The 21,617-nt window shown below is 68.6% G+C and carries 20 protein-coding genes; 9 read left to right on the top strand and 11 right to left on the bottom strand.

The features are described from left to right. The first annotated feature begins 20 nt into the window (after nucleotides 1-20). Genes G3I17_RS24255 through G3I17_RS24245 form a run of 3 tightly spaced genes read left to right on the top strand, consistent with a single transcriptional unit; the run spans nucleotide 21 to nucleotide 3,186 of the window. A complete protein-coding gene (locus G3I17_RS24255; protein ID WP_164599862.1) occupies nucleotides 21-809 on the top strand; it encodes an NAD(P)-dependent oxidoreductase in 789 nt (262 codons plus the stop codon). Continuing rightward, nucleotides 806-1,582: an IclR family transcriptional regulator gene (locus G3I17_RS24250; RefSeq protein WP_164599861.1), complete on the top strand. Its 777-nt coding sequence runs from the start codon at nucleotides 806-808 to the stop codon at nucleotides 1,580-1,582. Before G3I17_RS24255 ends, G3I17_RS24250 begins: the two co-directional genes overlap by 4 nt. Before the next feature lie 23 nt (nucleotides 1,583-1,605). Beyond that, nucleotides 1,606-3,186: a glycosyl hydrolase family 28 protein gene (locus tag G3I17_RS24245; RefSeq protein WP_164599860.1), complete on the top strand. Its 1,581-nt coding sequence runs from the start codon at nucleotides 1,606-1,608 to the stop codon at nucleotides 3,184-3,186. A gap of 6 nt (nucleotides 3,187-3,192) precedes the next feature. On the opposite strand, the gene G3I17_RS24240 is transcribed toward G3I17_RS24245, so the two are convergent. The 5 genes from G3I17_RS24240 to G3I17_RS24225 all read right to left on the bottom strand — a co-directional run bounded on the left by G3I17_RS24240 (nucleotide 3,193) and on the right by G3I17_RS24225 (nucleotide 8,219). After that, the gene (locus G3I17_RS24240; RefSeq protein ID WP_164599859.1) at nucleotides 3,193-4,149 is read right to left on the bottom strand and encodes a tetratricopeptide repeat protein; all 957 of its coding nucleotides are present in this window, start codon (nucleotides 4,147-4,149) and stop codon (nucleotides 3,193-3,195) included. Nucleotides 4,150-4,183: 34 nt separating this feature from the next. Then, entirely contained in the window at nucleotides 4,184-5,395 is a 1,212-nt protein-coding gene (locus G3I17_RS24235; protein ID WP_203590658.1) for an NAD(P)-binding protein, read from the bottom strand. Then, nucleotides 5,371-6,015 (bottom strand): NAD-binding protein, encoded by a 645-nt coding sequence (locus tag G3I17_RS39990; protein ID WP_343238395.1) that lies wholly within the window; start codon nucleotides 6,013-6,015, stop codon nucleotides 5,371-5,373. Before G3I17_RS39990 ends, G3I17_RS24235 begins: the two co-directional genes overlap by 25 nt. Further along, a complete protein-coding gene (locus tag G3I17_RS24230; protein ID WP_164599858.1) occupies nucleotides 5,936-7,609 on the bottom strand; it encodes a methylmalonyl-CoA mutase family protein in 1,674 nt (557 codons plus the stop codon). Before G3I17_RS24230 ends, G3I17_RS39990 begins: the two co-directional genes overlap by 80 nt. 103 nt (nucleotides 7,610-7,712) lie before the next feature. Continuing rightward, the gene (locus G3I17_RS24225) at nucleotides 7,713-8,219 is read right to left on the bottom strand and encodes a MarR family transcriptional regulator (RefSeq protein ID WP_164599857.1); all 507 of its coding nucleotides are present in this window, start codon (nucleotides 8,217-8,219) and stop codon (nucleotides 7,713-7,715) included. 113 nt (nucleotides 8,220-8,332) lie between these two features. Between G3I17_RS24225 and G3I17_RS24220 the strand changes: the two genes are divergently transcribed. Further along, on the top strand, nucleotides 8,333-9,079 hold the full coding sequence (locus G3I17_RS24220) for a maleylpyruvate isomerase family mycothiol-dependent enzyme (protein ID WP_164599856.1): 747 nt from the start codon (nucleotides 8,333-8,335) through the stop codon (nucleotides 9,077-9,079). 977 nt (nucleotides 9,080-10,056) lie between these two features. Here G3I17_RS24220 and G3I17_RS24215 read toward each other — a convergent pair. The 6 genes from G3I17_RS24215 to G3I17_RS24195 form a co-directional block, all read right to left on the bottom strand. Continuing rightward, nucleotides 10,057-10,863, bottom strand: coding sequence for a class I SAM-dependent methyltransferase (locus tag G3I17_RS24215; RefSeq protein WP_164599855.1), 807 nt, complete (start codon nucleotides 10,861-10,863; stop codon nucleotides 10,057-10,059). A gap of 18 nt (nucleotides 10,864-10,881) precedes the next feature. Then, nucleotides 10,882-11,235: a VOC family protein gene (locus tag G3I17_RS24210; protein WP_164599973.1), complete on the bottom strand. Its 354-nt coding sequence runs from the start codon at nucleotides 11,233-11,235 to the stop codon at nucleotides 10,882-10,884. A 230-nt stretch (nucleotides 11,236-11,465) separates the two neighbouring features. Further along, nucleotides 11,466-12,194: a PH domain-containing protein gene (locus G3I17_RS24205; RefSeq protein ID WP_164599854.1), complete on the bottom strand. Its 729-nt coding sequence runs from the start codon at nucleotides 12,192-12,194 to the stop codon at nucleotides 11,466-11,468. Between the two features lie 107 nt (nucleotides 12,195-12,301). Beyond that, nucleotides 12,302-12,460, bottom strand: a complete 159-nt coding sequence (locus G3I17_RS39985) for a hypothetical protein (RefSeq protein WP_203590655.1) — start codon at nucleotides 12,458-12,460, stop codon at nucleotides 12,302-12,304. Nucleotides 12,461-12,803: 343 nt separating this feature from the next. Beyond that, entirely contained in the window at nucleotides 12,804-13,760 is a 957-nt protein-coding gene (gene meaB / locus G3I17_RS24200) for a methylmalonyl Co-A mutase-associated GTPase MeaB (RefSeq protein ID WP_164599853.1), read from the bottom strand. A gap of 279 nt (nucleotides 13,761-14,039) precedes the next feature. Further along, nucleotides 14,040-15,257 (bottom strand): acetyl-CoA C-acetyltransferase, encoded by a 1,218-nt coding sequence (locus G3I17_RS24195; protein WP_164599852.1) that lies wholly within the window; start codon nucleotides 15,255-15,257, stop codon nucleotides 14,040-14,042. Between the two features lie 94 nt (nucleotides 15,258-15,351). On the opposite strand from G3I17_RS24195, the gene mce reads away from it, so the two are divergent. From mce to G3I17_RS24170, 5 genes are all read left to right on the top strand, one after another. Beyond that, nucleotides 15,352-15,786 carry a methylmalonyl-CoA epimerase gene (mce, locus tag G3I17_RS24190; protein WP_164599851.1) on the top strand — a complete coding sequence of 145 codons (435 nt, stop codon included), beginning with the start codon at nucleotides 15,352-15,354 and terminating at the stop codon, nucleotides 15,784-15,786. Nucleotides 15,787-15,870: 84 nt separating this feature from the next. Continuing rightward, nucleotides 15,871-16,800, top strand: coding sequence for a sensor histidine kinase (locus G3I17_RS24185; RefSeq protein WP_164599850.1), 930 nt, complete (start codon nucleotides 15,871-15,873; stop codon nucleotides 16,798-16,800). Nucleotides 16,801-16,961: 161 nt separating this feature from the next. Beyond that, nucleotides 16,962-18,299, top strand: a complete 1,338-nt coding sequence (gene ccrA / locus G3I17_RS24180) for a crotonyl-CoA carboxylase/reductase (RefSeq protein WP_164599849.1) — start codon at nucleotides 16,962-16,964, stop codon at nucleotides 18,297-18,299. A gap of 118 nt (nucleotides 18,300-18,417) precedes the next feature. After that, on the top strand, nucleotides 18,418-20,064 hold the full coding sequence (locus G3I17_RS24175; protein WP_164599848.1) for a transposase: 1,647 nt from the start codon (nucleotides 18,418-18,420) through the stop codon (nucleotides 20,062-20,064). Next, the gene (locus G3I17_RS24170; protein ID WP_164599847.1) at nucleotides 20,061-21,422 is read left to right on the top strand and encodes an AI-2E family transporter; all 1,362 of its coding nucleotides are present in this window, start codon (nucleotides 20,061-20,063) and stop codon (nucleotides 21,420-21,422) included. The genes G3I17_RS24175 and G3I17_RS24170 overlap by 4 nt, the downstream gene beginning before the upstream one ends. The last annotated feature ends 195 nt before the right edge of the window (nucleotides 21,423-21,617 follow it).

Below are 21,617 nucleotides of genomic sequence, written 5' to 3'. Positions count from 1 at the left end.
ACGGTCGAAGGAGTGACGGCGTGCTGATCGTGATCACCGGAGCGGCTGGACTGGTGGGGACACTGGTCCGGCCACTGCTGCGCCGCCCCGGCCGGGTCGTGCGGCTGACGGATATCGCACCGATCGAGTCGCTCGGTGCGGGTGAAGAGTTCCGGCAGGCATCGGTCACCGATCTGGAGGCGATGACCGCGGCCTTCACCGGCGCGGACCTGGTGATCCACCTCGGCGGGCACTCGGCCGAGCGGCCGTGGGAGCAGATCCTCGAGACCAACATCCAGGGTGGCTACGTCGTCCTGGAGGCCGCCCACCGAGCCGGCGTACGGCGCGTCCTGCTCGGCAGCTCGCTGCACGCCACCGGGTACGTCGCCGCCCGCGACGCCGCCGCCACACCTGTGCTCCAGCCAAGACCCGATACGTACTACGGCGTCGGCAAGGTCGCCCTCGAAGCCCTCGGCAGCGTGTACGCCGATCGGCACGGGATGACCGTGGTGTCGGCGCGCATCTGCACTGTCGGCGAGACGATCGGCACCGGCGGCCGGACTCTCTCGACCTGGGTCTCCCCCGGTGATCTCGCCCGGTTGATGGAGACCGTCGCGGAGCTCGACCAGCCCGGGCACCACCTCATCTGGGCTGTCTCGGACAACACGCGCAGCTGGTTCTCGCTGGAGGCCGGCAAGGCGATCGGTTTCCACCCACTCGATGACGCCGAGAATCACGTCGGCCCGGACACCGACGTACGGGAAGATCCAGCGGCACTGTTGGCTGGGGTCTTCGTCGACGACACCCATCCGCTGGGAGGCACCTGGTGACGACCGAAGAGATCCGGCTGGTCAAGTCGGCCGAGCGCACGCTGCGCATCCTCGAAGTACTCGGCGACGCCCGCGGGCCGATGTCGGTGACAGAGCTGCACAAGCAGACCGGGTACCCACGATCGAGCCTGCACCAGTTGCTGCACACGATGATCGCGACGGGCTGGATCGAGTCGACCAACGACGGCGCGATGGTCGGAATAGGGTCCCGCGCACTGCTCGTCGGTACGGCGTACCTGGATCGCGATCCGGCGTTGCCGCACGCGATCCGCACGCTGGAGGTGATCCGCGAGGACAGCGGCTACACCTGTCACTACGCGCGACTCGAAGGCGCCAGCGTGATCTACCTGGCCACCCGTGAAGCGATCGCGCCTTCGCGGGCGACCAGCAGGGTCGGCCGCCAACTGCCCGCGCACGCGACCTCGCTCGGCAAGGCGTTGCTCTCCGAGCTCACCGCCACCGAGGTCTCGCTCGAACTACCCTCCGACCCGCTGCCTGCCCTGACTGCCAACACTGTCGGCACACACGCCGCGCTGGCCGAAGAGTTGGCGGAGGCCCGGCGACGGGGCTATTCGATCGAGCGCGAACAGAACGTCCTCGGTCTGGGCTGCGTCGGCGTGCCCGTGCCGTACCGGATCCCGGCCAGCGACGCGATCAGCTGCTCGATCCCGATCGCCCGCTGCACCGACAAGGAGGTGGAGCGGGTGGCGGCGATCATCCGCTCGCACGTCCAGCAACTCGCAACGCTGCTTCGCTCCGAAGGTATCCGCTAACCGCCCACCTGGAGGAACCGCCCATGTTGCAAGGCTTAGTTCGTGCTGCCCTGATACTGGGGGTGATCGCGCTGGGAGGACTGCTGCCGACCCCCGCCCAGGCCGCGCCCGCCCAGATCGACTCCTACGCCCAGCCCTCGATCTATCCGCGCTCCCCCGACTACGAGCTGACCGTCAACGGCCGCAAGATCGACGTCGTCGACTACCCCGGCTACGACTACGCGCACTTCTCGATGGGCGCCGGCGAGGCCACCATCGCGGTCCGCAAACTCAACAACACCAATATCGGCGCGTACTCGATCTCGCCGCGCAAACTCGGTCTGTCGGGCAGCGTGAGCGGCTCGACGATGACGTTCACGATCCCGCGCGACGAGTACCTGATCGTCAAGCTGGACGGCCGCCCGGATCTGGTGATCGCGGCGGACCCGGCTGAGACCGACAAGCCGGCGTCGTCCGGAACGGGCATCTACAACGTCGTCTCGCGAGGCGCCGACCCGACGGGTGCGGCGATGTCGACGGCCGCAGTGCAGGGAGCTGTCGATGCCGCGAACGCTGCCGGGCAGGGCACGGTCTATGTGCCCGCGGGCGTCTACAAGGTGGGCAATGTCGTACTGAAGAGCAACGTGTCGCTCTATCTCGCAGCGGGTGCGGTGTTCCGGTTCACGGGCAACCCGGCCGACTACACCCACAACTGGCACAAGGACTCGCAGAACCGCGACATCACCTGGTGGATCTCGACGGCGTTCGGGTCCAGCAACATCCGCGTCTACGGCCGCGGGACCCTCGACGGCAACGGCCAGCAGGCGGCCACTCAGTACAACTTCGCCGCGAACATCCTGGTGCCGATCGCGACGACCGACTTCCGCTTCGACGGCCTGATCGTGCGCGAGTCGGGCGCCTGGGCGATCGTGACGGCCCGGTCCCGCGACCTCGGCTTCACCAACGTCAAGATCTTCAACCGCTTCGACATGGGTGAGAACGACGGTATCGACGTGAACGAGTCGCAGGACGTGACCGTCCGGCACGGCATCGGGATCAGCCTCGACGATCCGTGGACGACCAAGACCTGGCGGGCCGACACCGACATCGCCAAGCCGTGGCCGGGGTCACCGCAGGTGGTCGACAACGTGCTCTTCGACGACCTGATCTCGTGGACGCGGTGCTACGGCTTCAAGGTCGGCCAGGGCGCGCTGCAGCCGCAGAGCAGGGTCACCTTCCGCAACGGCGTCGTGTACGACGCGGCGATCGGGATCGGCATCCATCACCGCTACGGCAGCGCGCTCGTCACCGGCGTCACCTTCGAGGCGATCGACATCGAGAAGATCAGCGTCAAACTCGTCGACGACCGGACCTGGCTGCGCTTCATCATCGAGGACCGCGGCCTCGGCGCCGGCCCGGTCCGCGGTGTCACCGTCAAGAACATCACGGTCCGGGACCGGGGCACCACTACCGCCGTACTGCAGGGATTCAGCGCCGCGGCGAACTTCGACACCGTCCGGTTCAACCACGTAATGATGCCCGGGGCAACCAGTGGGGCCACCAGTCTGGCTGCCCTGAACATCACCAATCCCAGCAACTACAGCAACGTCACCTTCACGCCGTAGGAGCTTCTAGAAGAGAGCGGCCATCAGCCGGCGGCGGGCCTTGACCACGCGCTCGTCGTCGGCGCCGACCACCTCGAACAGCTCCAGCAGGTGCAGGCGGACGGCGTTGCGGTCGTCGCCGGCGGTCACCTGGATCGTCTTGATCAGCCGTGCGAACGCGTCGTCGACGTGCCCACCCATCAGGTCCACGTCGGCGACGAGCAACTGTGCCTCGACGTCCTCCGGGTTCTCCGCCGCACGCGTGCGCACCTCGGCCGGTACGTCGCGGGTCCGCTTCACCAGCTGGACCCGGGCGAGCCCGGCCTTCGCCTCAGCATCGCTCGGGGTCTCCTTCAGGAGCGCCTCGTACGCCGAGATGGCGCCATCCAGGTCGCCCGCGGCGACGGCGTCCTCGGCGGCCTCGTAGCGCGGATCCGGCTCTGGCTCGGCCGGCGCTTCCTCGGCTGTCGCCGGGCCGACCGGGTCCGTGCGACCCGTGATGCCGTTGGCAACGGCCACGGTGAGCAGCTGCTCGACGTACTGGCGGGCCTCGACGTCGGAGACGGCCCCCTGGAAGAGCGGGACGACCTGACCACGCAAGACGGCGATCACCAGCGGCACCGTCTGGACGCCGACCGCCTGGGCCAGCTGCGGGTTCGCGTCGATGTCGATCCGGGTCAGCAGGAACTTCCCGGCGTACTCGGTCGAGAGCTGGACCAGGATCGGGCTGAGCGCGATCGACGCCTCCGAGCGCGGCGACCAGAACTCGACCACCACGGGGACCTGGAGCGAGCGCTCGATCACGTCCGCCTGGAAGGTCGGCTCGGTCACGTTCAGCACATACGCACCGCCTGCTCCACCCTGAGCGGCCGGGGCGCCGGGAGCGCCTGGGCCACCTGGGGCGCTGCCGGGCCGCGGTGCGGGCGGCTTGCGCAGGGCCGACAGGTCGATCGCTCCCGGCCGGGAGAAGTTCGGCTGGCTCACCGCTGTCCTCGCATTCCGTGCTCACTGCTTACGTTCATGGCTCTATCCTCCCCGACGCACCCGAACGGTGTGGCGCGCGGGTGGCCAGCAGCAGTCTGGCCAGCCCGCTCCGGGTACCGGCGACGGCGATCCGGGTGCCCGCGGTGACCGGCTTGCCGAAGGCCGGCGTCCAGTCCCAGGGGCCGCCGCCTTCCAGTCTGGCCAGCACGCGCAGGCCGCCTGTCTCGTCCAGCTCGCCGAGCCGTTTGCCGACTGCGACCGAGTCCCGCTCGACGGCGACCTCGGTGAGCAGCAGGACGCGCCGTCCGGCGGGGACGGTCGTCTGGCTGCGCCTGTTCGCTACGGCGGCGGCGATGGCCGGTGCCACCAGCATCGACACCGACCGGCTGTGGCCGAGGCCGAGCTGCCGCTCGACCCGCTGGGCCAGGTCGTGGTCGAACATCCGCATCGTGATCCGGGCGTCCTTGTTCAGCTCGTGGACGACCATCGCCGACTCGAGGTTGGTGATGTCGCCGTCGGTGATCGCGAGCACCGACTGACAGCGCTCCACCCCGGCCGACCGCAGCGTCTCCTCGTTGCTGCTGTCGCCGATGATCACCGGGATCCGCAACCGGTGCGCGGTCTGCACGCCGGGGGCGTCCTCGTTGTGCTCGACCCCGACGACGGCGACGCCGCGCTCGACCAGGATCTCGAGCACCCGGGCGCCGACCGTGCCGAGGCCGCAGACGATCACGTGGTTGCGCGGCCGGCCGCGGACTCCGCCGATCACCCGGGACAGCCGGGCGCCGATCAGCGAGTCGACGATCACGGCGGTCAGCAGGGCCATCAACACGATGCCGGTCAGCTGGACCACGACCGCCGCTATCTTGGCCCCCGGTGAGGCGTTCGAGAAGGTGTCGTCCTCGATCCCCGCCGACGTCACCGCGCCCGCCGCCAGGTAGAGCGCGCGGATCCAGTCGATGTTGGCGATCCAGTGCGTCAGCGCCGTCCCGGCGATCACCAGGCCGGCCATCACCGCGGCGATCGCCCGGACCCGCCGGTCGAGGACGTCGCGGGTCGCCATCAGCCAGCCCGCCCGGCGGACGTCCTTGGTCCGCCAGACCGGCTGGACGCCCACGCCGAGCACGATGTCGTCACTGTGGTCGGAGATCCCGTCCGGCAGCAGGACCGGCGTCGCCGACGAGGTGGTGTCGGCCAGCACGGTGAGATGCGGATCGCGGATCAGGTCGGCCGGGCCGGCCACCATCCGCCGGCCACGAAGGCGGGCGCCGCGAGCGACGGACCGGAGATGACGACGCAGTCGCCGAGCAGCTCGTGCAACTGGCTGCCGAGGCGCGGGTTGACCATCTGGATGACGATCCGCAGGTTCGGGTCCATGTCGCGCGCGGTCAGCGCGGTGTGCACGTTGCGGACGTCGTCGGCGTCGAGCAGCACCAGGGCCCGCGCGCTGAGAGCCGAGTCGTCGGCGGTATCGATGCCGGCGCGGCGTAGTACGGACTCACTGACCACCCGGACGCCCATCACCTGGGCGCCGAGCTCGCCGATCCGCTCGTAGTGGCGCGAGTCGGGGTTGACGATGGCCGTCACGTGCTCGCCGGAGCTCACCAGCTCGGTGACCACCCGGAGCATGGTCCGGTCGGAGCCACAGACGACGACACCACGGCCGTCACCCGACGGCGCCGGACCGCCGCCCTCCGGGGGCTTGCCACCGCCGCCCCACCGGCGGGGTGGCTTTCCACCGTCGCCGCCGCCTGACTCGGCCGTTCCGTCGGGGTCTGCCGCCGTCTCAGAAGCGGGCGGGCTCTCTGTATTCGCCCCACTCGATCCGAAGAACGTTACAGATCTCCCCCATCGTGGCCTCCGCACGCGCCGCCTCCAGCATGGGTTCGATCAGACTGCCGGTCCCTCTGGACGCCTCGACCAGCGCCGTTAGCGTACGACGCACCAGGTCCTCGTCGCGTTGCGTCTTGCGCGCCGCGAGCACCCGGCACTGCTCGACCTCGACCTCGTGGCTGACCCGGAGGATCTCCAGCCCGCCGGCGACCGTGTCGGTCTGGGTGTTCACGCCGACGATCTTCTTCTCGCCCTTCTCCAGCTTCTGCTGGTACTCGAAGGCGGCGTCGGCGATCTCGGCCATGAACCAGCCGTCCTCGATCCCGCGCAGGATCCCGCCGGTCATCGTGCCGTCGGGGCTCATCTCCTTGATCCGGGCGAAGATCTCCTCGGCCTCGGCCTCGATCTGGTCGGTCAGCGCCTCGACGTACCAGGAACCGCCGAGCGGGTCGGCGACGTTGGTGACGCCGATCTCCTCCATCAGCACCGACTGGGTCCGCAGCGCGATCTCGGCCGACTGGTCGGTCGGCAGCGCGAGCGTCTCGTCGAGCGCGTTGGTGTGCAGCGAGTTGGTGCCGCCGAGGACGGCGGCGAGCGCCTCGACCGCAGTACGGACGACGTTGAGCGTCGGTTGCTGGGCGGTCAGCGAGACGCCCGCGGTCTGGGTGTGGAATCGCAGCCACTGGGCCTTGTCGGTCTTGGCGCCGTAGACGTCGCGCATCCAGCGGGCCCAGATCCGGCGGCTGGCGCGGAACTTGGCGATCTCCTCGAAGAAGTCCAGGTGGCTGTCGAAGAAGAACGACAGGCCGGAGGCGAACTTGTCGATGTCGAGGCCTCTTTCGAGCCCCAGCTCGACATAGCCGAACCCGTCGGCCAGCGTGTACGCGAGCTCCTGCGCGGCCGTCGACCCGGCCTCGCGGATGTGGTAGCCGGAGACGCTCAACGGCTTGTACGCCGGGATGTTGGCGGCGCAGTACTCCATCAGGTCGCCGATCAGGCGCAGATGCGGCTCGGGCGGGAAGAGCCACTCCTTCTGCGCGATGTACTCCTTGAAGATATCGGTCTGCAGCGTGCCGTTGAGCTTGGTGATGTCTGCGCCCTGCCGCTCGGCAGCGACCAGGTACATCACGAAGGCCGGTACCGCCGGGCCGGAGATCGTCATCGAGGTGGTGACGTCCTGCAGCGGGATGTCCTTGAACAGCCGCTCCATATCGGCCGCGCTGTCGATCGCGACGCCGCAGTGGCCGACCTCGCCGAGCGCCTTCGGATCGTCGGAGTCGCGGCCCATCAGGGTCGGCATGTCGAACGCGACGGACAGGCCGCCACCGCCGGAGCTGAGGATCATCTTGTACCGCGCGTTGGTGTCCTCCGCGTTGCCGAAACCGGCGAACTGGCGGATCGTCCAGGTGCGGCCGCGATACCCGGTCGCGTGCAGGCCACGCGTGAACGGGAACTCGCCGGGCCAGCCGATCCGCTCCATCCGGGGGTCGTCGTGACCCTCCGGCGGGCCGTAGACGGGCTCGACCTCAGTGCCCGAGAGGGTGGTGAAATCGGCCTCGCGGCGGCGTGACGCGTCGTAGCGCTGCTGCCAACGGCTCTGTCCGGCAGCGATCTGCTCGGCGTCCATGACGTCCTCCTGGGAGTGGTCTCCTCCCCAAAGTACTTGGACGTCCTACTAAATACCACTTCGTGCATAGGTCTTGCATAGGTTCGAGCTTTCAGTCCTTCTATCAGTCCTCGAAGTCGCCGGCGGTTTGGCGCAACGGGAGCAGGACGGACCAGAGCATCTTGAGCTGGTCGTCATCGAGGCCGCGCAGGGCGAAGTCGGCGGCGACCAGGTCGGCGGTGGCGCGCTCGACCAGGTCGCGACCCTCGGCGGTGATCTCGCACAGGATCGCGCGGCCGTCGTCGGGGTGCGGCGTACGGGTGACCAGGCCGGCCGTCTCCAGCCGCCGGACGATCGAGGTGACCGACGTCGGGTGCACCTGCAGTCGCTCGCCCATCTTGCCCAGCGGCAGCGAGCCGCGGCGCGAGAACGTCAGCAGGACGAGCGCCTCGAACCGGGCGAAGGTGAGGCCGTGACGCTTGAGGATCTCATCGAGTTCGCCGATGACGATCTGCTGGGCGCGCATCAGCGACGTGACCGCGCGCATCTGCTCGACGGCACCCCAGCGGCGCCCCCACTGCCGCGAAGCCTCGTCGATCGGGTCGAACGGCAACGGTTTCTTCCTCGCCATGCCGGAAGGTTAGCCCTTTCGCCCCTGGCAAGTGCGTTGATCGTCTGCGCCCGTTGCCCGGCGCGCGCTGCCGGAAGGTGAAACTGTCGGTGGCAGCTGCCATGCTCTGCGACATGTCTTTGCCGCCCGAACGCGCCGCCTTCTATCTCGCCTGCCTCCAGGCCGACTCCGCCCGCCTCGCGGAGGTGGGCCGCTTCGGCCTGCCGGCCGAGGTTCCGAGCTGCCCCGGCTGGACGGTCGAGTCCGTGCTGCGGCACGTCGCGCAGGTCTATCTCCACAAGATCGAGATCCTCCGCCTGGGCGCCCGCCCCGACCCGTGGCCGCCTGAGCTCGACCACCGCGACGCCTTTGAGCTGTACGACGAATCGCGCGCCGCGATCGTGGTCGCCCTCTCGGAGGCGGGCACCGAGCTGCCGACGTGGACGTTCTCGCCCACGGACAAGACCTCAGCCTTCTGGTACCGCCGGATGGCGCTCGAGACAGCCGTTCACCGGGTCGACGCCGAGCTCGCCCACAACGTCGTCACCCCCGTCGACCGCGAGCTCGCTCTGGACGGCATCGACGAGATCCTCACCCTGATGCTCGGCGGCCCCTGGTGGGAGGAAGGCGACACCGAGCACCCCGTCGACGCCACCATCCGCATCACCGCCGCCGGCCGCTCCTGGACCACCCGCCTCGACGCCACCAGCGCAACAGTCGTCGCGGGCGCCGAAGGAGATGTCGACGCCGAGGTCTTCGGCGACCCAGACGACATCTACCTATGGCTCTGGGGCCGGCGCGACCTGAACCTGGACCAATCAGCCGGCAACGACGCCGCAGCACAAGAGTTCCGAGCCCGAGTCGCAGAGTGCACCACCTAACCCCACCCCACCTGCCCCCACCCCGCCTGTCCCCACCCCGCCTGTCCCCACCCCGGCGACGTCTCAGGGGTTAACCCCTCAGCTGGCGGGTTGCCCAGCCGGATTCTCATGGGGCAACCCAGCTTCTGAGGGGTTAACCCCAATGTCGGTTAGCTAAGCCGAGCGTCACGCTGTCAAGAAGGTCGGCCAATGACGCCCTCTCCGACCACTGGCCGCCGACGAACTGCCAGCCGCGCGACAGCGCCGTGAGGAACAGCGACCGGGGAGACTTTCACCCCCGATCCGGGGTGTGTTCTGATCCGGGGGAAAATCCGCCCCGGGCGCACACCCCGGGCGCCAGCGAAAATCCTCCCCGGACCGGTTAATGAGCACCACGCTGTCCACGCCTGCGCCTTCCACAGCCCTGCCCCAGCGTCTCTAGTGCTACCGCCGGAGTTCGTGATGTTCAGCGTGCGGTCGACGCGATACGCCGGACCGCCACCACTCACCAACCTCACCTGATCACACCCAGCCCACCGTGCGCAGGCCCGCTCCCGGACGGAAACAGCAGGTTGGTGAGTGGTGGCCGTCCGCGCCCGCCGCCCACCACCACGAACCCCCGCTGAAGCACTAGACGCCTCGGCCGACCGCACCTTCGACGACCAGCAACTTGGCAGCAGCCAGCCATCACGCTGCGGACCGGTCCGTACGGCCGCTGCGTGTCACCGGCCGACCTTCTTGACAGCGCGACGCTCACCTTGACCCGCCGTCTCGGGGGTTAACCCCTCAGAGTGCGGGTTGCCCAGCCGGATTCTCATGGGGCAACCCAGCTTCTGAGGGGTTAACCCCCGAGAAGCGGGAGGGAGGGAGGCGGCGGTTGGCAGGCGGCGGTTGGCGGCGGTGGTTGGCGGCGGTGGTTGGCGGGCGGTGGTTGGTGAGGTGCTCGATGTGGGGGCGGGTTGGGTGGCTGGGGCGGGTGGTCGACGTATGGAAAAGGGTTATGGGGTTGTGGGGGACGGGGTGCGGCCGATGGCCATTAGGTGGGTGGTCAGGTCGCGGATGGCTTTGAGGTGGCCGGTTCGTCGTACCAGGGTTAGGGCTGCTTGGAGTAGGTCTTCGTCGCTGGGGAGTTGTTCCAGCGCGAAGCCGGCGGGGCCTTCGATGGCGTGGAGTTCGATGGCGGTGAGGCCGGCGGTGGTGAGTTCGGTCTGGAGTTCCTCGGCCGTGTGGAGGTGGCCGGCGGGGAAACGGCCTCCGGGGATGGGCGTGCCGGATTCGAGCAGCTCGATCCACGCGGCCGGGTACGGGTTTGGTGCCTCCCGGCCCAGGCTGACGGCTGCGTGGTGGATGAAGCGTGGGATCGCTGCGGCGAACACCCAGCCACCCGGTACGACGACGCGCGCCGCCTCCCGGAGTGCCTTGAGGCGATCCTCTGGTGTCCGTAGGTGGTACAGCGGGCCGAAGAGCAACGCCACATCGAAGCTGTCATCGGCGAACCGCAACTGCCGGGCGTCCCCGACCTCTGCTGGAAAAGTCCCGTGGCGTTGGGCCTTCGCCACTTGCTCCTCGACCGGATCGACGAGCGTCACCTCGTGTCCCGCGGCCGCCAGCGGTGCGGCGTGGATCCCCGTCGCCCCGCCGATGTCGACCACCTTGGACCCGGCCCCGATCCTGTCGCCGACCAACTCCTGCACCCGGATGAACTCGAGCGCACTCTGCGCAGAACGAGTAGTCAGCCGCGCATCCTCATCGAAGACATTCGAGTAGTAGTGCTGGATCCCCGCGTCGATCTCACCCTGTTCCATGGGGCGAGATCTTAGGGATCACTTGTCCTGAACCAGCCCCAGCACGTTGCCGTCTTGATCGGTGAACTCAGCAACCAACCGCCCACCACCGACATCCTTCGGCGCGTCCTTCACCGTCGCCCCCGCCGCCGTCACCTCGGCCAGCTTCGCCTCGATGTCGTCCACGTGCCAGTAGGCCAACGGCCCCTCCGGACTCTGCGAGCCTTTCGGCACCAACCCGATCTGCTGCCCCGCCGTCTCGAACCCCACGTAATACGCCGACTCAACCTGCGGCCGAATCCCCAGCAAAGCGGCGTACAACTCCGTCGCCTTCACCAGGTCCGACACCGGATGCAACACGGTCTTGATTCCCTGAGTAGCGCTCATCATCACTCCCGAACTAGTGGGTTTCTCCTTACCCACAAACCTAATTCCACCGATTCCCCCACGCTTCTCGATTCCTGACCGGTTACGGCCGGCGCCATCTTTCTCGATCGGCACGCGGACGGGTAGCTGGGCCGTCGACGGAGGAGATGCGCGATGGGCCGCGGTACAGCAGGGGGCCAGTCGGGCGCGAGAGGCCGAGCGCCATCACGGGAGGTGCGAGGCGGGCGTAGTACCGGCTAGTCGTGGTCTAGGTCGTCGGTCCAGTTGGCTCGTTCTGAGTTGAAGATCGATTTGCTGGAGTTGCCGGCGACCCGGGTGGAGGTGGCGTGGTGGCTGGGGGCCGTGGTGGTGGTTGTCGTGGTCACCTCGGCGGCGGAGTTCATCCCGATCGGGCCGGTACCGTCGTCGTCGGAATCGTCGTCGTCTCCCTGGACGACGTCGACGCTGGCGGAGGCTCGCAGGCCGGTGCGCTGGATGACTCGCTGGATCGTCAGGTCGCGGTCGTCGGGACGGCTCACGTACTTGATCTCGCGGAAGCCCTGGTCCTGCGCGGCGGACTCGAAGACGAAGTGGCCGTAGCCGAACATCCGGCCGATGATCGGCTTCTGCAGGGTGATGTCGAGGATTCGCGCGATCGGGGTGGTCGCGACGGTCTGCGAGAAGACGCCGCGGATCCGCATCACGCGCATGTTGGTGACCACGAAGCGGTCACGATGCTCGGTCAGGAACTGCCAGAACGCGTGCCCGAGAAGCACCAGCACGATCACCAGTAACACACCGGCGCCGGTGATCGACAACCAGAGCATCGCCACCAGCAGCGCGGTCGCGAGCACGACCTCGAGCATCGGCACGGTGAACACCACCCAGTGGTGCCGCACCTCGTCGATGACAACCTCGCCCTCGTCCGAGATCAGGTGGCGCCTCACCTTGGGATCGAAGATCCTGAAGAGGCCTATTCCGGCCATCCACTCACTCCCCTGTCCACCCCGCTGTCGGCCTGACGGCCCTCACCTGCGTCGCTACAGCCAAGTGTCCCGCACGAATGCTCGTAACGGGACACTTGGCCGAAGGATCAGTTGAACAGGGCGGACAGGAACGTGATCACGCTCCCGAACGCATCGCCGACGGCCGAGAACGCACCTCCTACGGCATCTGCGGCGTTCTCCGGCTGTGTGAACAGATAGAACGCCGCAAAGGCGATGACCAGCCAGATCAGCAGCTTCTTCGGCATGTCACCACTCCTCGTTCGCAACCAACTCGGTCGACTGTGTTTGTATCACGGATAGTCACCAACTGTCACTGACTGAACACAGCCCACCGCACAATGCCCACCAGCTTCAAGGTCCATTCTGTAACGGATCAGGGGGCATGGCACCCACCGGCGCGCCGCCGTGAGACGAAGGTAGTGCAGAAGGGCGGATTCGTCGGTTACTTGCCCGTATTCGGATGTGACAGAGAGTCGCCAAGTGTGTCAGTGCGCCGACCGAGTGATCCTGCTCACCAACTGGACAAGAGCCGATCGGAGCCAATCGGTCAGGGCCTGGCGGTCAGGCTCGGCGGTCAGGGCTCGTCGATCAGAGCGCGTCGATCAGTTCGTCGGCCGCGGAGTACGGGTCGGTTCTTCCGTCGGCGACCTTCGCGGCGAGTACGTCGAGTCGCGCGTCGCCGTGCAGATGCGCGAACCGCGAGCGCAGTGCCGTCATCGCGATCGCCTCGATCTCGTCGCGGGCCCGGCTGCGGCGGCGCTCGGTCAGTACGCCGTTGCCGCGCATCCAGGTCAGCCGGTCCTCGATCGCGGTGACCACCTCGTCGATGCCTTCGTTGCGGGAGGCAACTGTTTTCAGGATCGGCGGCACCCAGGCGTCCGGGGCGCGGTCGGCCAGCGCGAGCATCGAGCGCAGGTCGCGGGTGACGTTCTGGACGCCGTCGCGGTCGGCCTTGTTGACGACGTAGATGTCGCCGACCTCGAGGATGCCCGCCTTGGCGGCCTGGATCCCGTCACCCATCCCCGGGGCGAGCAGCACCATCGTCGTGTCGGCCATACCGGCGATCTCGACCTCGGACTGGCCCACGCCGACGGTCTCCACCAGTACGACGTCGAAGCCGGCCGCGTCGAGCACCCGGAGCGCCTGGGGTGTCGTCCACGACAGGCCGCCCAGGTGGCCGCGAGAGGCCATCGAGCGGATGAAGACGCCGGGGTCGGTCGCGTGGTCCTGCATCCGCACTCGGTCGCCGAGCAGTGCGCCGCCGGAGAACGGCGACGACGGATCGACAGCCAGTACTCCGACCCGCTTCCCGGTCGCCCGGTACGCCGAGACGAGCGCCGAGGTCGATGTCGATTTGCCGACCCCTGGCGAGCCGGTGATCCCGATGATGTGCGACTGGCCGGCATGGGGTGCGAGGGCTGCCATCACCTCACGTAGCAACGGTGACTCGTCCTCTACCAACGAGATGAGCCGCGCCACCGCCCTGGCGTCCCCACCCCGGGCGCGCTCGACCAACTCGGCAACCGGGGCAGTCCGTCGGGGCATCGGTATCTCTGTCAGCTCGGGGATGGCTACTAGTCGGCCACGCTACCGCTGGCTGGTCCCCAGTCCCCCGCACCGCGCCCCTGCGGGGGCGCGGTGCGGGTGCAAGGAACGGGGTGGCGGAGAAGCGGACTGTGCTTGTGGCGCATGCAGCGCCGTACGTGGCGCGGGTGCGCGGCGCGTGGTGCGGCTGCGTGCCCACTTTGTGCACCGGGTGGTCACCGATACAGGGTTGAAGTGAATGGTGGGTGCACAAAGTGGGGGCGTTGCTGTGGGTGCGGGTCAGCTTTGTTGGGGGACTCGGATGATTAGGGCGTCGCCTTGGCCGCCGCCGCCGCAGAGGGCTGCGGCGCCGGTGCCGCCGCCTCGGCGTTGGAGCTCGAGGGCGAGGTGGAGGACGAGGCGGGCGCCGGACATGCCGATCGGGTGGCCGAGGGCGATGGCGCCGCCGTTGACGTTGACCTTGTCGAGGTCGGTGTTCAGCTCGCGGGCGCTGGCGATCCCGACGGCGGCGAAGGCCTCGTTGATCTCGATCAGGTCCAGTGCGCCGGGCTCGATGCCTTCCTTCGCGCAGGCCTTGACGATCGCGTTGGCCGGCTGGCTCTGCAGCGACGAGTCCGGTCCGGCGACCGAGCCGTGCGCGCCGATCTCGGCGAGCCAGGTCAGTCCGAGCTCCTCGGCCTTCGCTTTGCTCATCACGACGACGGCACAACCGCCGTCGGAGATCTGCGAAGCCGAGCCGGCGGTGATCGTGCCGTCCTTGCCGAAGGCCGGCCGCAACCGAGCCAGCGACTCGGCGGACGTGTCAGCCCGGACACCTTCGTCGGTGTCGAAGACGATCGGGTCACCCTTGCGCTGCGGCACCTCGACCGGCACGACCTCGTCGGCGAAGATCCCGTTCTTCCAGCTCTCCGCGGCCAGCTGGTGTGACCGCGCGCTGAACTGGTCCTGCTCCTCGCGGGTCAGCTTCAGCCCGGACTCGTTGGCCTGGTCGGTCAGCGCGCCCATCGCCTGGTCGGTGAAGGCGTCCCACAGTCCGTCGAACGCCATCGAGTCGACCAGCGTCGTGTCGCCGTACTTGAAGCCCTCGCGCGACTTCGGCAGCAGGTGCGGCGAGTTCGTCATCGACTCCATCCCGCCGGCCACCACCACGTCGTACTCGCCGGCGCGGATCAGCTGGTCGGCCATCGCGATCGCGTTCAGGCCGGACAGGCAGACCTTGTTGATCGTGATCGCCGGCACCGTCATCGGGATGCCACCCTTGGCCGCGGCCTGGCGAGCGGCGATCTGGCCGGCGCCGGCCTGCAGCACCTGACCCATGATCACGTACTCGACCTGCTCCGGCGCGACGCCGGCCTTGGCCAGTGCGCCCTTGATCGCGAAGCCACCGAGGTCGGCGCCGGTGAAGCCTTTCAGGCCACCCAGCAGCCGTCCGATCGGCGTCCGCGCGCCGGCGACTATGACAGTGGTGTTCCGCGAGCTGCGAGTGGTGTCAGACATGTTTGCCACGATACCTGCGAGCACACTGGTACGGAGCTGTCGATCGGGTCACACTCAGTTGGAAACCGCGCCCGAACTAGGCCAATCTGGGGTTATGGACGTCACCAGCACCCAGACCCTCTTCGAGGCGATCGACCACGTCGGCATCGCCGTCGCGGACTTCGACGAGGCGGTCCGGTTCTACGCCGAGACGTTCGGCATGACCGTGGCGCACGAGGAGATCAATGAGGACCAGGGCGTCCGCGAGGCGATGCTCTCGGTCGGCGACAGCGGCTCCTCGATCCAGCTGCTCGCGCCGCTGTCGGACGACTCGCCGATCGCGCGCTTCCTGACCCAGCGCGGCCCCGGCATCCAGCAGATCGCCTACCGCGTCCGCGACCTCGACGCCGTCTCGGCCACCCTGCGCGAACGCGGCGCCGTCCTCCTGTACGACCAGCCGCGCCGCGGTACTGCGGGATCGCGGGTCAACTTCCTGCACCCGCGCTCCACCGGCGGCGTACTGATCGAGCTGGTCGAGCCGGCCGCCTGAGCGCCGCGAGTCACCACTCTCGACCGAGGGTGACGACCCGCACGTCACAGCGCCACGGCCCCGATTCGGGACTACTCTGAGCGGGTGCTGATCGACAGCGCCCCTGACGCAGTGAACGGTGGTCCCGCCGGTTTCCAGCACGATGCCTTCGTCTATGCCGATGACGATGAGTTCGTGCGCCGAGCAGCTCCGTTCCTTCGCGACGGCCTGATCGCGGGCGAGGTAGTGCTGGCCGCCCTGCCGGCAGCGCGCTTCTCCTTGCTCCGCAGGGAACTCGGCGACCTCGCCGAGCAGATCGCCTTCATCGACATCACCGTTGCCGGCCGCAACCCGGCCCGGATCATCTCGCTGTGGGCCGACGTGCTGAGCCAGTACCGCGGCCGCCCGATCCGCGCGCTCGGCGAACCGGCGTACCCGGGACGGAACGAGGCGGAGTACGCGGAGGCCAAGCTCCACGAGGCCTTGCTCAATGTGGCTTTCGAGCGCTCCGGCCCGTTCCGGCTCCGCTGCCTGTACTCCGCGACGGTGCTCTCGCCCGACCTCGATCCGGTCGAGACCCACCCGGTCACGGCTTGCGAGCACCCCGCGGCCGAGGCTGCTCTGAGGCTCTTCGGGTCGCCGCTGCCCGCAGTACCGGAGAAGGCTGAGCGACGTGAGTTCGGGCTGAACGAGCTGACCGCAGTACGCCGATGGGCCGCTGACTGGGCGCGATCCCATGGATTGCCGGCCGACCGGGTGGACGATCTGGCGCTGGCGTTGCACGAGATCTGCACGAACAGCGTCCGGTTCGGCGGCGGCCGGGGCACGTTGTCGCTCTGGGCGCAGGACCGCACGCTGGTCCTCGACGTCGCGGACAGCGGCCGGATCAAGGACGTGCTGGTCGGGCGGCTCCGGCCACCGACCGACGGGCTCGGCGGACGCGGCGTCTGGCTGGCGAACCAGCTCTGCGACCTGGTCCAGCTCAGGTCCGGCAGCGCCGGGACGCAAGTCCGGTTGCACAGTGGTCTGGATTGACATCGAAGGCCACTGGACCGGATAAGACCACTAAACACAGTGGACTGAAAAAGTGACAGTCGTCTCAACGGCTGCGACCTGCCTCACAGAACCCTTCTGGCCGGGCATACTCATCGGTAGATTGCGCGTTCAGCACGGCTCCACCGACATGGAGGTACGACGTGAAGCAGATCCTCGACGCAATCCTGGCCGGCGACACCCCCGCGGAGGAGTTCGGGCGGCTCGAAGTACCGGAGCACTACCGCGGTATCACCGTGCACGCCGACGAGGCCGGGATGTTCGAGGGGCTGGCGACCAAGGAGAAGGATCCGCGCAAGAGCCTGCACCTGGACGACGTACCGACGCCCGAGCTCGGGCCGGGCGAGGCGCTGGTCGCGGTGATGGCGAGCGCGATCAACTACAACACCGTGTGGACGTCGATCTTCGAGCCGGTCTCCACCTTCACCTTCCTCAAGCGGTACGGGAAGCTGTCGCCGCTGACCGCACGGCACGACCTGCAGTACCACGTGGTCGGCTCCGATCTGGCCGGCGTCGTACTGCGGACCGGGCCCGGCGTGAACGCGTGGAAGCCCGGCGACGAGGTCGTCGCGCACTGCCTGTCGGTCGAGCTGGAGTCACCCGACGGGCACAACGACACGATGCTCGACTCGGAGCAGCGGATCTGGGGTTTCGAGACGAACTTCGGCGGGCTGGCCGAGCTCGCGCTGGTGAAGTCGAACCAGTTGATGCCGAAGCCCGCGCACCTGACCTGGGAAGAGGCCGCAACGCCGGGGCTGGTGAACAGTACGGCGTACCGGCAGCTGGTGTCGTCGAACGGCGCCGGCATGAAACAGGGCGACGTCGTGCTGGTCTGGGGTGCGTCGGGCGGCCTCGGGTCCTCTGCGACGCAGTTCGCGCTGAACGGCGGGGCGATCCCGGTCTGTGTGGTGTCGTCGCCGGAGAAGGCGGAGATCTGCCGGGCGATGGGCGCTGAGCTGATCATCGACCGGTCGGCCGAGGGCTACAAGTTCTGGTCGGACGAGCACACCCAGGACCAGAAGGAATGGAAGCGGCTCGGCGCGAAGATCCGTGAGCTGACCGGTGGCGACGACCCGGACATCGTCTTCGAGCATCCCGGCCGGGAAACCTTCGGCGCGTCGGTCTTCGTCGCTCGCAAGGGCGGCAAGATCGTCACCTGCGCGTCGACATCGGGTTTCATGCACGAGTACGACAACCGGTACCTGTGGATGAACCTCAAGAGCATCATCGGCTCCCACTTCGCCAACTACCGCGAGGCGTGGGAGGCGAACCGGCTGATCGCCAAGGGCATGATCCACCCGACCCTGAGCCGCGCCTACCCGCTGGAGGAGACGGCCCAGGCGGCGTACGACGTCCACCGCAACCTGCACCAGGGCAAGGTCGGCGTCCTGACACTGGCTCCCACCGAGGGCCTCGGCGTGAGGAACGCCGAACTCCGCGAACAGCACCTCACGAAGATCAACCGCTTCCGCGACCGGTAGCAGTCGCGACCGATAGGCGGTCGCGACCGGTAGGCCTCCCCGGTTGGCGTGGTGTGGACCGGTTCTGACAGGCTTTAGGGTGAGGGATCATCCGAGCCGCCAGAAGGGACTCTTTGGGATGGCTGACGAGTCGAGCCTGCCGTTTTTCGATCGTACTGCGACCGCCGCGGGTGGCTTCCCCGTGGGACGTCGCGGCTACGACAAACAAGCGGTGGACGACTACGTCCGCGCGCTGGAGATGCAGCTCGCCGACGCTCGCGGGCGGTTGGAGGAGTCGCAAGCCAACTCCGCTCCCCTGCAGCGCCAGCTCGAGGAGTCCAAGCGGCAGCTCGAGGCCAGCGCCAACCCGTCGTACGCCGGGCTCGGTGACCGGGCGGCGCAGATCCTGCGGCTCGCCCAGGACCAGGCCTCCGAGGCGCTCGAGGAGGCCCGTCGTGAGGCCGACGAGCTCCGCAACACGGCGGCAAAGGAGGCCTCTGCCGCCCGGGCGACCGGTGAGCGCGAGGCCCAGGACATCCGTACGGTCGCGCTGAACGAATCCGACAGCATGCGCCGTACCGCGGAAGGCGATGCCGCCGAGATCCGCCGGACCGCCGACACCGAGTCCGGTGAGGTGCTCGCGGCCGCCCGTCGCAAGGCGGAGACGCTGCAGCTGACGGCCGAGTCCGAGTCGAGCACGATGAAGAACGGCGCGCTGCACGAGGCGGAGAAGATCCGTACCGCGATCCAGCGCGAGTCCGCCGCCCTGCGCGCGCGGCTCGCCGACGAGCGCGAGCAGCAGGCCAAGGAGCTCGCCGATAAGCACTCCAAGATCGCCGCCGACACGGAGAACCTGACCACCCAGATGCGCGAGGCCGCCGAGGCCTCGGAGCGCCGGGTCGCCGAGGCCACCGAGCAGGCGCGCAAGATCCGCGCCGAGGCCGACGAGTCCGCCGAGCGCACGCTGTCCCGCGCCCGGCGCGAGGCCGAGCAGCTGCTCACCACCGCGCGCACCCGGTCCGAGGCCGAGCTGGCCAACGCCGCCGACGAGGCGGAGCGGTCGCGCACGATCGTCGCCCGGGAGACCGAGCGGCTCGCCAAGCGCCGCGACGGCATCCTGGCGCAGATCGCCGGACTGAACGACATCGCCAGCAACATCGCGCGCCAGGCCGCCGAGCTCGACTCGGAGACCGCCACGCCGTACAGCAACCCGTTCGCGGGGCCGGCCGCGGGCGCCTCGGCTGCATCCGCGGCCCCGGCTGCCAGTTCGTTCGCGGCTCCGGCGTACGGGGATGACGCGCCGAGCAGCTCCTCGGGCAGCTTCACGGCACCGGCCGGTACTACGTCTGGCAGCGCGGCGAGCAGCCCGTTCGCAGCGCCCTCGTACAGCGACGCCCCGGCGACGTACAGCGCGAGCTCTGACGATGCTCCGGCGATCTACTCCCCCGGTCCCGAGGACGCCACGGGGACGTACACCACCGAGGTCGACCCGGAAGAGGCCGAGCTCGGGCGCGGCGGCAACCCGTTCGCCGGTGGCAGCCCGTTCCTCGGCGCGGACGCCGGTGAGGCGCGCGTGGACGAGACGCGGATCGACACCAACCTGCGGGTGGACGCCGGCGACCTGCGGGCCGCCCAGCCGCCCCGCGACGAGACGCGGATCGACGAGTTCCGGCTCACCGACCTGAAGGCCAAGGCGGATGACGCCGAGGACGACGACGAGGGTGACGACGCGCTGGACGACGCGAAGAAGGCCGGCGACGGCAAAGCCGCGAAGGATGAGAAGTGACGCCTGCCGGCGACCAGGATGAGAACGACAAGACCCAGGTAGCGAAGCTCGAGGAAGCTACCCGCGAGGCGAAGGCCGCCGCGGCCGAGGCCGAAGCGGCGGCCGACGATGCGGAGAAGTCCGCGGAGCAGTCGGAGACGTCGGCGGACGAGTCGGAGACCGCCGCCGAGCACTCCGAGACTGCTGCGGAGCTGGCGGAGACCGCCGCCAAGAACTCCGAGCTGGCCGCCGCGAACGCCAAGGCGGTCGGTCAGGACGAGAGCGTCGTCGGTGAGCTACTGATCGACGAGCGGCATCCGTCCGAGGGGATGGGCCGTCCCGGCCCGCCGTTGCACCGGTCCAACCCGTTCGTGTTCGGCTTCTTCGCGGTCCTCGGCGGTCTGGTCGCCTACGGCCTGTGGCACGCGCTCGGCCAGGCCAAGTCGGTCCTGATCCTGCTGGTCGTCTCGATGTTCATCGCGGTCGGCCTGAACCCGCTGGTCGAGTGGTTCATGCGCCGCGGGATCAAGCGCGGACTCGCGGTCGGCGTCGTCTTCTTGCTGATGATCCTCGCGGTCACCGGCGTCGGCTTCGCGATCGTGCCGGTGGTGACCGACCAGATCGACGGTCTGATCAGGAACGCCCCCAGCTGGCTCGACCTGCTGACCAAGTCCAAGACGCTGAACACCCTGAACGACAAGTACCACTTCATCCAGAAGGCCACCGACTACATCCAGGATCCGGCACTGGCGCAGAAGGCCTTCGGCGGCGTCCTGGGCGTCGGCAAGGTCGTCGCGAACGCCCTGTTCTCCGCGTTCACGATCCTGATCCTGACGCTGTATTTCCTGGCCTCGCTGCCGACCGTGAAGCGCGCCGCGTACAGCCTGGTTCCGGCCAGCCGCCGGAGCCGGGTCTCGATCCTGGGCGACGAGGTGCTCGGCCGGGTCGGCGGTTACGTCAGTGGCCAGTTCCTGGTCGCGCTGTGCGCCGGCTGCATCATGTTCATCTTCCTGCAGATCGTCGGCCTCGGTCAGTACGCCGTGGCGCTCGCGATCTGCGTCATGTTCACCGCGTTCATCCCGATGGTCGGTGGCCTGATCGGCGTCGTGCTGGTCGCGCTGATCGGCTTCACCGACGGGCTCGTGACCGGGCTCGCCTGCGTGGCGTACGGGGTCATCTACCAGCAGATCGAGAACTACGTCATCGCGCCGCGGATCATGCGCCGCGCGGTCAACATCCCCGGCGCCGTCACGGTGATCGCGGCGCTGTTCGGCGGCGCGCTCCTCGGCGTGGTCGGCGCGTTGATGGCGATCCCCACCGCCGCCGCGATCCTGCTGATCGTCCGCGAGGTGTGGGTCCGCAAGGCCGACGAGTCGTAGTACCGGCTGACGTGAACGACGCCCGGGAAGCTACGGCTTCCCGGGCGTCGCTGTTGTCAGAAGGCGAAGCAAAGCGCCTGGGAGCCGGCGCCGCAGCACCGCTGTTCGACTTCGTTCGAGATCGCGGACAGGTCGCCGGCGAGCGGTGAGGCTGAGCGGGATGTTTCTCCATCCCCGCCTCGTCCCCTGAAGGAG

This window comes from Streptomyces sp. SID13031, assembly GCF_010548305.1.
Classification (GTDB): domain Bacteria; phylum Actinomycetota; class Actinomycetes; order Propionibacteriales; family Kribbellaceae; genus Kribbella.
This window is presented reverse-complemented; position numbering and strand designations above follow the sequence as displayed.

Bases quoted from the DNA above. Each gene is read 5' to 3' on its own strand.
- G3I17_RS24205 (WP_164599854.1), bottom strand. From the start codon at position 12,194: ATGGCCGGAATAGGCCTCTTCAGGATCTTCGATCCCAAGGTGAGGCGC.
- G3I17_RS24235 (WP_203590658.1), bottom strand. From the start codon at position 5,395: ATGGTGGCCGGCCCGGCCGACCTGATCCGCGATCCGCATCTCACCGTG.
- G3I17_RS24215 (WP_164599855.1), bottom strand. From the start codon at position 10,863: ATGGAACAGGGTGAGATCGACGCGGGGATCCAGCACTACTACTCGAAT.
- G3I17_RS24220 (WP_164599856.1), top strand. From the start codon at position 8,333: ATGTCTTTGCCGCCCGAACGCGCCGCCTTCTATCTCGCCTGCCTCCAG.
- G3I17_RS39985 (WP_203590655.1), bottom strand. From the start codon at position 12,460: ATGCCGAAGAAGCTGCTGATCTGGCTGGTCATCGCCTTTGCGGCGTTC.
- mce (WP_164599851.1), top strand. From the start codon at position 15,352: ATGGACGTCACCAGCACCCAGACCCTCTTCGAGGCGATCGACCACGTC.
- G3I17_RS24195 (WP_164599852.1), bottom strand. From the start codon at position 15,257: ATGTCTGACACCACTCGCAGCTCGCGGAACACCACTGTCATAGTCGCC.
- G3I17_RS24245 (WP_164599860.1), top strand. From the start codon at position 1,606: ATGTTGCAAGGCTTAGTTCGTGCTGCCCTGATACTGGGGGTGATCGCG.
- G3I17_RS24230 (WP_164599858.1), bottom strand. From the start codon at position 7,609: ATGGACGCCGAGCAGATCGCTGCCGGACAGAGCCGTTGGCAGCAGCGC.
- G3I17_RS24175 (WP_164599848.1), top strand. From the start codon at position 18,418: ATGGCTGACGAGTCGAGCCTGCCGTTTTTCGATCGTACTGCGACCGCC.
- G3I17_RS24225 (WP_164599857.1), bottom strand. From the start codon at position 8,219: ATGGCGAGGAAGAAACCGTTGCCGTTCGACCCGATCGACGAGGCTTCG.
- meaB (WP_164599853.1), bottom strand. From the start codon at position 13,760: ATGCCCCGACGGACTGCCCCGGTTGCCGAGTTGGTCGAGCGCGCCCGG.